The organism is Hymenobacter coalescens (assembly GCF_054783195.1).
Genome location: NZ_BAAGRA010000022.1, coordinates 25817 through 37970 on the forward strand (window position 1 = coordinate 25817; position 12154 = coordinate 37970).

At 59.7% G+C, this 12154-nt stretch carries 7 protein-coding genes; 2 read left to right on the plus strand and 5 right to left on the minus strand.

What is annotated here, in order from left to right; translation table 11 throughout:
• Positions 1-798 precede the first annotated feature (798 nt).
• Both ACYVKQ_RS20105 and ACYVKQ_RS20110 read left to right on the plus strand, forming a co-directional pair.
• The gene (locus tag ACYVKQ_RS20105) at positions 799-4035 is read left to right on the plus strand and encodes a SusC/RagA family TonB-linked outer membrane protein (RefSeq protein ID WP_460677151.1); all 3237 of its coding nucleotides are present in this window, start codon (positions 799-801) and stop codon (positions 4033-4035) included.
• 29 nt (positions 4036-4064) lie between these two features.
• Positions 4065-5534, plus strand: coding sequence for a SusD/RagB family nutrient-binding outer membrane lipoprotein (locus tag ACYVKQ_RS20110; protein ID WP_460677152.1), 1470 nt, complete (start codon positions 4065-4067; stop codon positions 5532-5534).
• Positions 5535-5635: 101 nt separating this feature from the next.
• Here the strand turns inward: ACYVKQ_RS20110 and prfB are convergent.
• The 5 genes from prfB to ACYVKQ_RS20135 all read right to left on the minus strand — a co-directional run bounded on the left by prfB (position 5636) and on the right by ACYVKQ_RS20135 (position 12151).
• Positions 5636-6713, minus strand: a protein-coding gene (prfB, locus tag ACYVKQ_RS20115; protein ID WP_460677153.1) for a peptide chain release factor 2 whose coding sequence is annotated in 2 segments (ribosomal slippage) — positions 5636-6661 and positions 6663-6713 — 1077 coding nt in all. Because the reading frame shifts where the segments join, the coding sequence is not laid out codon by codon here.
• A 156-nt stretch (positions 6714-6869) separates the two neighbouring features.
• Positions 6870-7934 carry a branched-chain amino acid aminotransferase gene (locus ACYVKQ_RS20120; RefSeq protein ID WP_460677154.1) on the minus strand — a complete coding sequence of 355 codons (1065 nt, stop codon included), beginning with the start codon at positions 7932-7934 and terminating at the stop codon, positions 6870-6872.
• A 67-nt stretch (positions 7935-8001) separates the two neighbouring features.
• Positions 8002-8556, minus strand: coding sequence for a cob(I)yrinic acid a,c-diamide adenosyltransferase (locus ACYVKQ_RS20125; protein ID WP_460677155.1), 555 nt, complete (start codon positions 8554-8556; stop codon positions 8002-8004).
• A gap of 144 nt (positions 8557-8700) precedes the next feature.
• Positions 8701-9423, minus strand: coding sequence for an ABC transporter ATP-binding protein (locus ACYVKQ_RS20130; RefSeq protein ID WP_460677156.1), 723 nt, complete (start codon positions 9421-9423; stop codon positions 8701-8703).
• 10 nt (positions 9424-9433) lie between these two features.
• Positions 9434-12151 (minus strand): tetratricopeptide repeat protein, encoded by a 2718-nt coding sequence (locus tag ACYVKQ_RS20135; RefSeq protein WP_460677157.1) that lies wholly within the window; start codon positions 12149-12151, stop codon positions 9434-9436.
• Positions 12152-12154: the final 3 nt, after the last annotated feature.

Sequence of the window (12154 nt, forward strand, 5' to 3'; positions counted from 1 at the left end):
GAAAGAGGGTGTTATCGGTAACAGAAATATTATATAACTAATTATATTTCATATTGAACTAATTCGTTCTATGCTTTTGGATAGGAACTTCTTTATCAACTGATTATTGGGTACGTAGTGGCTTCAAATAATTTGACATCTATAAGTATTGGCTAAGAGCTGTACAACTATCGTAATTCTAGTGCGTATAATTGGCCATTTTTGCTTGACGCGGCTGCGTTTCTTGGAATAAGTAAAGTATTGTTCTTGGAATTTAGCACGGGCGATTTGTGGGAATAATTCAATTTATGATCCTGTTCAGCCCTTCTGGCGCGATGAGACATCGAAATAGCTAAGGGATTTGCGGAATTAGCAATATGAACGCCTTTATTACGAGTATTTCTACATGAAATGCGTGTAGGAGCACTAAGAGTAGTAAATGGACTCATAAGCTGTGCTCAAAGCAGATGGGTCTCTTCCGTTGGTGTATTTCAATGATGAATCAGCTCTGTATATGATTTTTATATGCTGTATTATTGTATTAAAATTATAACCCAAATTGGTTGTTGCCGGCGATAATTCATTGATAAAAAAAATATATAATGTTAAGTGATTGATATATAGTGGGTTGTAAAAAAAATTGTTTGGTACTCTGCACCATGGCTTAATACTTAATAATAAGGCGTTTGTAACATCGTAAGAACTGAAAATTCTCTTCCAGAGGGATGAAAAACGGGTTTTGTTGATGGGCATTTATCGGTCGAACATAAAATTGATTATGTTTGGCCACACTCATTCACCATCACTCACATTCTTCAAATGAAAAAACTTCTAGTGGCGTCGCTGCTGGTGGCACCTTTGGTGGTGCACGAAGCGGCAGCGCAGGGCCGATCCATTACGGGTCGTGTTCTTGATGCGTCTAGTGGGCAGGGCCTGCCTGGTGTGACGGTTCTGGTAAAGGGTACCACGAATGGGGCTACGACGGGCGCCGATGGTACCTACACGCTGAACGTAGCTGATGGGGCTACTACACTCGTCTTTTCATCAATTGGTTACTTACCAATAGAGCGGGCCATCGGTAGCAGTTCAACCCTGGATGTTAGCTTAAATACCGATACCAAGCAATTAAGCGAGGTAGTGGTAACGGCTCTGGGTGTTGAAAGAACCCGCAATTCCTTGCCGTACTCAGCAACCCAAGTGGAAGCGGAGACCATCACCAAAGCTCGCAACACAAACTTCATCAACGGGCTATCGGGTAAGGTAGCCGGTGTGCAGATTCGGCAGAGCAATACGCTCGGCGGCTCGACCAACGTAACAATCCGTGGCACGAAGTCGCTGTTTGGCAACAACCAGCCACTGTTCGTGGTGGACGGGGTACCCATCAGCAACGCCAATACCAACACCAGCGACCAGCAGACCGGCCGCGGGGGCTACGACTACGGCAACGCTGCGGCCGACATCAACCCGGACGATATCGCTTCGACCACCGTGTTGAAAGGTGCCGCTGCCACTGCGCTGTACGGCGAGCGGGCTTCGAACGGGGTAATCCTGATTACGACCAAGAAGGGCCGCAAAGGTCTGGGCGTGACTATCAACACAGGTGCTACGGTAGGTCGCATCGACAAGAGCACGTTTATTAAGTACCAGAAAGAGTACGGCGGCGGCTACGGCGCTTACTACGAAGATGCTAGCGGCCGTTTCCTTTCGCGTGACGTAAACGGCGACGGAATCGATGACTTGGTGGTGCCGACTTCGGAAGACGCTTCTTACGGGGGGCGCTTCGATCCGAACCTCATGGTCTATCAATGGGACGCCTTCGACCCGGAGTCGCCCAACTTCGGCAAAGCCAAGCCGTGGGTAGCCGCCAAAAATGGTCCGGAGAGCATCTTTCAGAATGCACTGTCGCTTAATAACAGCATCCTGATCGACGGGGGAAGTGACCGAGGGTTCTTCAAACTAGGCTACAGCAGCATCCGCGACGGTGGTATTCTGCCCAACAGCCAAGTCAACAAGAACATCGTTAACCTCTCGGCTTCGTTTAACATCACGCCGAAGCTGACGACCAGCGGCTCGATCAACTACACGCGCGTAGACGGCCGCGGCCGCTACGGCACGGGTTACGGGAGCAGCAACCTCATGACCAACTTCCGTCAGTGGTGGCAGACCAACGTAGACATCAAGGACCAGAAAGCTGCCTTTGAACGTACGGGCCGTAACCTGACCTGGAACTACACCGACCCGGACGAGCGCACCGCTATTTACTGGGACAACCCTTACTGGACCCGCGAGGTAAACTTCTCATCCGACTCGCGTAACCGTTATTTCGGTAACGTGGCCGCCACCTACAAGGTGACCGACTGGTTCGACATCCTGGGCCGCATTACCCTGGATACCTACGACGAAATTCAGGAGGAGCGCCAGGCCATTACCAGCACCAGCGCCTCGGAGTCGCCTTTTTACAAGCGCTACAACCGCACTTCGCTCGAAGCCAACTACGACCTCATCGGCAATTTCAACAAGCAGATTACCGATCAGATCAGCTTCAAAGGGTTGATCGGCAGCAATATCCGGCGCCAGGAGTTTAACTCGATCCGTTCCAGCACCAGCGGCGGTCTGGCCGTGCCGAACCTGTTTTCGCTCGACAACAGCTTGCTGCCGCTGATTCCGCCCACCGAAAGCCAGGTGCGCATCGGGGTAGATGGTATTTTTGCCAGCGCCACCTTGGGCTACCGCGACCTGTTGTACCTGGACCTGACGGCCCGCCGCGACAAAAACACGGCCCTGCCTTCCAAGAACAACACCTATTACTACCCCTCGGCCGCGTTGGGCTTCGTCTTCTCGGAGCTGATGAAGGACACGCCCTGGCTGTCGTATGGTAAGGCACGCATCAACTACGCCAACGTAGGTGCCGGTCCGCAGACGTACGTGGTGTTTGACCAGTACGTGAAGCCGACGCCGTTCCCGGCCAACAACACGTACGTGCCGCTGTTTTCGGTAAACAGCATCAAGAACAACCCCGACCTGAAGCCCGAAAGAACCCGTGGCATCGAGGCCGGCGTGGAAATGGCGTTTCTGCAAAGCCGCGTAGGTTTCGACCTGACGGTGTACGAGCAGAACACGGTGGATCAGATCATCCCGGCCAACGTATCGGTGGCTACGGGCTACAACCAGCGCTACATCAACACCGGCGAGGTGCGTAACCGCGGTGTGGAGCTGACCGCTTTTGTGACTCCGGTGAAGACCAATAACTTCTCGTGGACTGTCAACGCCAACTGGACCCGCAACCAGAATGAGGTAATCTCGCTGGAAGGCGGCGTGGACAACATTCTGATTGCCAGCTACCAGGGCGGTATTTCGACCAACGCCACCGTAGGCCAGCCCTTCGGTACCCTGCGCGGCTCGGATTACATCTATAAGGATGGGCAGCGCGTGGTGGGCGACGACGGTTACTACCTGCAGACGGCTACTTCCAACAACGTCATCGGCAACCCCAACCCGAAATGGAATGGCGGCCTGGCCAACACGTTGAACTACAAAGGCCTGCAGCTGTACTTCCTGGTGGATGTACGCAAGGGCGGCAGCGTGTTCTCGCTGGACCGCTACTACGGCCTGGCTACGGGCCTCACGCCGGAAACGGCTGGCCTGAACGACCTGGGTAACCCTTCGCGTAACGACCTGGATCAGGGCGGCGGGGTAATTCTGCCGGGTGTGAAGGAGGATGGTTCGCGCAACGATATCCGCGTGGACAACAGCGAGTACGGCCTCTACGGCTACGTGCACAACCCCACGGCTGGCTTCGTGTACGATGCCAGCTTCGTGAAGCTGCGCGAGGTGGCGCTGACCTACTCGCTGCCGTCGTCCTTGGTTAACAAGGTGTCGGCGCTGAAAGGCATCGACCTCTCGCTTGTGGGCCGCAACCTTTGGATCATCCACAAAAACCTGCCCGACGCTGATCCGGAAGATGCTCTGAGCTCGGGCAACTTGGGCCAGGGTTACTCGTCGGGCGCGTACCCCGCAGTGCGCACCATCGGGGGCAACATTCGGTTTAGCTTCTAGTCGAAACCGGCGTTATTCAGAAGACCAACATGAAAAAGATACTTCTTGCCATCCTGCCCGCGCTGCTGCTCACGACCTCGTGCGTAGACTCGCTGGATGATTACAACATTGACCCCAAGGCCGCTACGAAAGTAACCGGAGCCACGCTGGTGGCCAACGCGGAGCGCAACTTGGTGCGCACGGTGGTCAGCACCAGTGTTAACCTGAATCCGTTCCGCCTTTACGTTCAATACTGGGCCCAGACCACGTACTTCGACGAGAGCCGCTACGACATTGAAACTCGTCAGATCAACACGGCTTTCTGGAACGCGCTGTACCGCGACGTACTGCGCGACCTGCAGGAAGCTCGCAACATCGTGACGGCGGATCCGCTGATGTCGGCGGCGGATAAGAACAGCCAGCTGGCCGTCATTGAGGTGCTGGAGGTGTACACCTGGGCTACGCTGGTGGATACTTACGGCGACGTGCCCTACAGCCAAGCGCTAAACATCAACCAGAGCCAGCCGTCTTACGACAAAGCGGCTACCATCTACACCGACCTGTTTGCGCGGTTGAACTCGGCTATCACCAAGCTCAAGACGGCTTCCGGCGAAGGCTTCGGCTCCTCGGACTTGGTGTACGGCGGCGACCTGCAAGGCTGGTTGAAAATGGCCAACTCGCTTAAGCTGCGTATGGCCATGACCACCGCCGACGTGGATGCCGGCCGGGCCCGCACCCTGGTACAAGAGGCGGTGAACCCAACCAACGGCGGCGTGTTTAGCTCAAACGAGGATAATGCCGATGTGGCATTCTCGACGGCCCTGCCCAATACCAACCCGCTGTACGAGGACCTGGTGAACAGCGGCCGCCGCGATTTCGTGGCCGCCAATACGCTGCTCAACCGCCTGCAATCGACGAACGACCCGCGCCTGGACGATTACTTCCAGCCGACGCTCAACAGCCAGGCTTCCAATCCGCAGGTGCTGGTGTACACGGGTGGCACGCCGGGCGGCAGCAACAGCGGCCGCAGCCGCTCGCTGCCGGGCATGAAGCTGATGGATCCGACGCTGCCGGGCGTACTGCTCTCGTACGCGCAAGTGGAGTTCCTGCTGGCCGACGCGCTGGACCGGGGCTTCACGGGCATCACCGGTACCGAGGAGTCGCACTACCGCGCTGGCGTACGGGCCTCGTTGGAAGAGTGGGGCAACTCAGACGCGGAAATTGCCACTTACCTGGCCCGCCCGGATGTAGCCTACGCCACCGCCACCGGCACCGACCGCCAGAAAATCGGTACGCAAGCCTGGCTGGCGCTCTACAACCAGCCGGTGGACGCCTGGCGCGAATACCGCCGCCTGGACGCGCCCTCGCTGACGCGTGCCGCCAACGCTCTGTCGGAGCTGCCGGTACGCCTCCCGTACCCGGTGCAGGAGCAAAACCTGAACACGACCAGCTACAACGCAGCTGCCTCGAGCATCGGCGGCGACGCGGTAACCACCAAGATCTTCTGGGACGTGCGCTAGTAGCATCCCGGTAGTAACCCACAAAAAAAGGCTGTCAGCAATGACAGCCTTTTTTTGTGCGGCGGAGAACTCACCGGGCAAAACAGATCGGGTATTTTCGCTTAGTTCTGCATCAGCCAAGCCTTGATGTAATCATCCAAGTCGCCGTCCAGTACATTTTGCACATCCGTGCGTTCTACGCCGGTGCGGATGTCCTTGATGAGCTTGTAGGGGTGGAGCACGTAGTTGCGAATCTGGGAACCGAAGTCAATGCGCTTCTTGCCCGCTTCCACCTCGGCCCGGGCGGCGTTGCGCTTGTCCATCTCGATCTGGTACAGGCGCGACTTGAGCATGCGCAGCGCGTGTTCCTTGTTCATGAGCTGGCTGCGCTCAATTTGTACGGCGATGATGATACCGGAGGGCGCGTGCGTAAGGCGCACGGCGGTTTCTACCTTGTTCACGTTCTGCCCACCCGCGCCACCGGCCCGGAACGTGTCCCAGGTGATGTCGGAAGGGTTGATGGTGATGTTGATGGTATCGTCCACCACGGGATAGGCAAATACCGATGCAAAAGAGGTATGACGCCGTCCGCTGCTGTCGAAGGGAGAGATACGCACCAGGCGGTGCACGCCGATTTCGCTTTTCAGGTACCCGTAGGCAAACTGGCCCTCAATTTCCAATGTGGCCGACTTGATGCCGGCGCCTTCGCCCGGCTGGTAGTTCACCTCGCGCACCGTATAGCCGTGTTTCTCGCCCCACATGATGTACATGCGCATGAGCATCTCGGCCCAATCCTGGCTTTCGGTGCCGCCCGCGCCGGGATTAATGTCGATGATGGCGGAGAGCTGGTCCTCCTCGTTGGATAGCATGCGCTTAAATTCCAACTGCTCCACCACCTGAAGGGCGTGGTCGTATTCCGTTTTGACTTCGGCCTCGGTGGCTTCGCCTTCCTTGTAGAAATCAAAGAGCACGTCGAGGTCGTCCACCGTTTTTGCGGCGGTGTCGAAATCATCCGTCCACACCTTGATGCCCTTGAGCTCTTTTAAAGTAGCCTCGGCCTTCTTGGAGTCGTCCCAGAAGCCCGGCGACTGGCTTTGCTGTTCCAGGGTGGTTACCTGGGCTTTGCGGTTATCGTAGTCAAAGGTACCTCCTCAAGGCCTCCACACGGCCTCTCAGGTCTTTCACTTGGTCTGCAGTCATGTCTGCGCGGAAAGGGTAGCGGGTGAGAAAATGCAGGCGCTTTGGGCCACGCCTGGGCTGCCGGCGCGGCAGCAGGTAAGGGCAAAGGTAGGCCGATAAACGGCGTTGCCCGCCACCGGTCGGGCCGGCAGCGGGCAACGCTTGGAAAGTAGCCCGTTATACGCGCACCATCCAGCTGTGCGGATCGGGAGCCTGGCCGTACCGGATAGCATCCAGTGCCGTGCCTACGCGCCGCGAAAACGACTCATCGGTCAGCGCCGGCAGGGTATAGTCGGTGCCTTCGTAGCCCATGACGGCAATGGAGGCGATGGTAGCGGCAGTGCCGACGCCGAAAGCTTCGGTGAGGGTGCCGTTCTGCAGGCCCTCGACGATTTCGTGCACCGATACTTTGCGCTCCTCCACGGGCAGGCCCCAGTCGAGGGCCAACTGCAGCACGCTCTTGCGGGTAATGCCATCGAGGATGGACGAGCTGGTCGCCGGGGTTACCACGCGGCCATCGATGACGAAGATGGCGTTCATCGTGCCCGACTCTTCCACGTAGCGGTGCTCGGAGGCGTCGGTCCAGATCAGCTGGTTGTAGCCTTCCTGCTGCGCCAGCTTGGTGGGGTACATGGCCGCACCGTAGTTGCCGGCATTCTTGGCAAAACCAGCGCCGCCTTCAGCCGAGCGTACATATTTCTCCTCGAAGCGTACCCGCAGCGGCTTGTTGTAGAACGCGCCGGCCGGGCAAGTGATGATCATGAACCGATACGTATCGGAGGGGCGCACGCCGAGCAGGCCGTCGGTGGCGAACATGAAGGGACGGATATAAAGCGAGTAGCCTTCCTGCGAGGGCACCCAATCTGCATCGAGGCGCACGAGCTGCGTGAGGCCCTGCATGAACAGTTCCTCGGGAATTTCCGGCATGCACATCCGCACGGCCGAGAGATTCAGGCGGCGGCAGTTGTCCTGCGGGCGGAACAACTGCACCTCGCCGGAGACACTGCGGTAGGCTTTCATGCCTTCAAAAATGGACTGCCCGTAGTGTAAGGCCGAGTTGGCCGGGCTCACGGCAATGTCGCCGTAGGGCACTATCTGCGGCTCCTGCCATTCGCCGTTGGCGTAGTCTACCACGAACATGTGGTCGGCGAAGGTTTTGCCAAATTCGATGTTGGCCGGATCCAGCTCGCCCAGGCGCGAGGCCGGGGTGCGCTGCGTGCGAATCGTCAGCGTATCTAGCATGACTGTGGGGGAAAAGCGGTGGGGGGAATGCAGGGGAAAAGGCGAAAGGGGAGGGGCTGCTGAAACGCTACGCCTGCTGGCGGGGTTGCCAGGTTACTTCTTCGGCGCCGAGGGCCTGGGCCATCCAGCGTGCTAACACAAACAGGTAATCGGAAAGTCGGTTCAGGTATTTTACCACCAGCTCGGGCACGAACGAGTCTTCGCGCAGCGCAATAGCCAAGCGCTCGGCCCGGCGGCATACGCAGCGCGCGACGTGGGCCTGTGAAACGGCCGGGTGCCCGCCGGGCAGGATAAAGTTGCGCAGCTCCGGCAGCACCTCGTTCAGGCGGTCCATTTCCAGCTCCAGCTCCAGCACGTCAGCCTCCAGCAGGTCGGGCAGTTGCATGCGCGAGCGTTCCGGATCAGAAGCCAAGGTGGCGCCGATGGTGAAGAGGCGGTCCTGCACGTGCTTGAGCAAGCTTCGGTGTGGAAGGTTGGCTTCCTGGTCGCGCACCATGCCGACCCAGGAGTTCAGCTCGTCCACGGTGCCGTACGCCTCAATGCGTAAACTAGACTTGGGTACGCGGGTGCCGCCGATAAGCGAGGTAAGGCCTTGGTCGCCGGTGCGGGTGTAGATTTTCACGGAAACGGTACAGACGCAGTAGGGAAGAAAAGCAGCCACCGAGCCGGGGCTGAATACACCGAAAGTTACGGGAAAAGAAATGCCCCGACCAGGGGCCGGGGCACGTCGTTGAAAGCCAATAGACTACAAAAAAGGGTTTTCGTCCTACGAGTGCGCAATTACGCGGTGGGACAACACGTCCTGATTGGGCAGGTCGGTTTCGATTTCCCCGTCGCGCAGGCGCACGATGCGGTGCGCGTAACGGGCAATGTCCTCTTCGTGCGTCACCATAATAATGGTATTGCCCTTGGCGTACAACGCCTCGAACAGCTCCATAATTTCGTAGCTGGTTTTGGAGTCGAGGGCACCGGTGGGTTCGTCGGCCAGCAGCACGCTGGGGTTGTTGACGAGGGCCCGGGCAATGGCCACGCGCTGCCGCTGTCCGCCCGACAGCTCGTTGGGCTTGTGCTTGGCGCGGTCGTGCAAGCCCACGGAGCGCAGCGACTCCATGGCCCGCTCCTCACGCTCCGACTTGGAGTAGCCCGCGTAGATCAGCGGCAGGGCTACGTTGTCGAGGGCCGTGGCGCGCGGCAGCAGGTTGAAAGTCTGGAAGACGAAACCGATTTCGCGGTTGCGCACGTCGGCCAGCTGGTTGTCGGTCATCCGGCTTACGTCTTTGCCGTTGAGGATGTAGCTGCCGGTCGTGGGCGTGTCGAGGCAGCCGACAATGTTCATCAGCGTCGACTTGCCGGAACCGGACGGGCCCATGAAGGCCACGTACTCGCCGCGTGGGATGCTGATGGTCACCGAGCGCAGGGCATGGATTTCCTCGGTGCCCATCCGGTACACCTTGGAGATGTTAGAGGTTTGAATGACAGGCGGCAGCATGGGTTTGGGGTTAGTTCCAGGGTGCTACGGCGGCCTGGTGGATGGCGCGCCGCTTGTCGTATTGGCTACGAAAGATAGTATATTCTGTGGATGGAAGCAACGTGCCAAGTTTGGTTAGTGCATCGGCCGCATATTCGGCTAATCCAGCGTCGGCGGCCAGCATGACAAAGCTTTTCAGCAGTGGTACCGACTCCGGATTGTAGGACACGGCCCGGCGGGTCAGCTCGTAGGCGGTGAGGGGTTCTTGGTGGCGCACAAAGAAATCGGCAGTCTGCAACGTTCCCGCTTCGTCGAACGGATCAAGCTGAGCCAAGCGACGGTACTGTACGGCAGCCGCCTTGGGGTTTTGCCGGGCTTGCGCGGTAGCCCGGGCGTAAGCGGTAGCCGAGGGGCGGGCCGGGGCGGGCGGACGCGGGGCGGCACCGGTGAGCAGCCGCTGCAGCACCGGTGCTGCGGCCGGCATGGCCCGCGCGGCTCGTTGCGCCGCCAAGCGGGCCGAATCGGGCTGCCCGGCCCAGTAGTATGCGTAGGCTTCCGGCAAGGCTGCTTCAGCGTGGCCAGTCAGCTCGGCATCGTGCAGCCGCGCTGCTGCGCTCGGGTAGAGGCCCCGCTCCAGCAGGTAAAGCCCCAGCACTTGTTGGTAGTAGCCAGCCGATGCACCCGCTGCCAATGCTTCAAGCTGATCGAAGCCCAGGGCGGGGCGGGTGCTGCGTAGCAACTGCAGGCCCCGCAGAAACGCCAGCTGATCGGCAAAGGCGTCGTTGCCACGCACGCGGCGCAGCTCCTCCACGAGGGGCAGCAACGTGGTGTCACGGCGAGCGGCTTGCGCCAAGCCCACGTGGTACAGCTGGGCAAACTGGGCTACCGTCAGTACGGAGTCGATGGCCGGTTTGGCCGCGGCAACCGGCTGAAAGCGGCCTTGCTGCAGATCCAGGAGCCAAGCGTTGTTTTGCCAGGCGGGCCAGGCTGGGCGCGCGGCTTCCGTTACCGATTGACGTGCAGCATCCAGCTGCTGGTTCTTGAGCAGGAACGCCAGCCAGTTGGTGCGGGCCACCGGGTTGTCTTCGTCGGCCACGAGGGCCCGCCGCGTGTAGTATTGTACCGAATCGGAGAGTGCCGAGCGGGTGTAAAGCTGCGCCATTTCCGCATTCAGCCGGGGGCTGATCGGAAAGGCGCGCAGCGCTTGGCGAAGCACCTGCTGCCGGTCGAAAAAGTCGGAGGGCTGATCGAAGCGTGCGGCGAGGCGCAAGAAGGCTTTTTCGTTCGGCGCGCGCAGCAGCGTCGTGCGCAGAATGTTGATTTCATTCTGGCGCTGGGAACGGGCCTGGTACAGCGCGGCCCGGCCGAAGGCGGCCCGGGCGTTGCGCGGGTCCAGTTGGTCGGCTTCGGCGTAATAGCGCTCGGCCAGCGCCGCGAGGTAAAAATTGTCAGGCTGCTGCTCGCTCTGGTAGCGGGTCAGGTCGCCGAGCTGAACGTACTCGCCGGCGCGGGCGCGGTACACCACGTCGAAACTGTTGCGCACGAGCACCGCCGCAATGATGCCAGCGCCAAGCAAGTACACGGTAAAAAACGGCATGCGGCGCGGATCGTATGCCACACGGTGCACCTGCAGTTTTTGCTGGATGAGCGGGGCAAAGTTCAGCAGCACGTAAAGGAAGAAAGCCGTGCTCAGCGCCACCAGAATCAGGTTGACGGCTTCGCGGCCGGCTTGCAGCAGCGGCGTGTTGGCCGTAGCCGCGGTGTAGGCCACGGTGGCCATGGCCAGCAGCACCAGCACCAGGTACAGCGGGGCAGCCGCACCCAACGACAGCCAAGCCTGGTAAGTGGGCAGGCGCCGCGGCAGGCTCCACCAGCCCACCACTGCGGCCAGCAACAGCAGCAAGAAAGGGTCCAGGTGTACGCCGGGCAGTACGGCCAGTTCTCCGCCGTTCCAGTAGTACAGACCCATAATGCCCAGCAGCAGCCCGCTCGACAGCACAAAAGGAAGCAGCCCAAACCGGCCGCGCGGGCTAGCACCCTGCGTGTTGAACCATAGCAAGCCGTAAACCAACTCACTGCCCAGCCACAACGCCAGCAGGGCTACGGCTGACGCGCCCGCCACCGTACCCGAAGCCGCCAGGTGCAGCACCACATACGAGGCCGACTGCGGCGAGCGGGCAAACAACGTTGCGGCCAGCACGGCTGTCAGCGCGGCGAACAGCAGCAGGCGCCAGCCCAGCCCGACGCGCTCAAAGAAGGCATGCAGGAAAAAGGCGGGCAGCAACAGGGCGGCCAGCGTCAGGATCAGGAAGTATTGCTGCTGCTCCCCAAACACGCCCAGCGCATCCAGGTTCAGCGACATCAGCAAGAAGATAACCGGCACGGTGCCCGCTACGAAGGCCGGCCGGGCCTGCTGGCTGACCACGGCCAGCCACGCCACCAAGCTCAGGGCCAGCACGGCGCACCAGCCCGCCGCCGCGGCCGGCCACAGCTGCGGACCGCCCACGTCGTAGGTTTGCGTAATGGTGTAGCCATTGGCCTGCAAAGGCAGGCTGTCGGGGCCGGCTGGCAGCCGGGCTACGGTAACGGGAACCGGCGCCAGTTGGGCCACCGTGCCCACGGGAAGGGTATGCTCGTCGCCGACTACGTAGCTGTACAGCGTCAGGCCCAGCAGCAGCAGCACCAAGACGCTGAGGCCACCGAGCAGAAAGCGGCGGGCCAAAGGGCGCGCCGAGGAGTCTACGGCCACGCG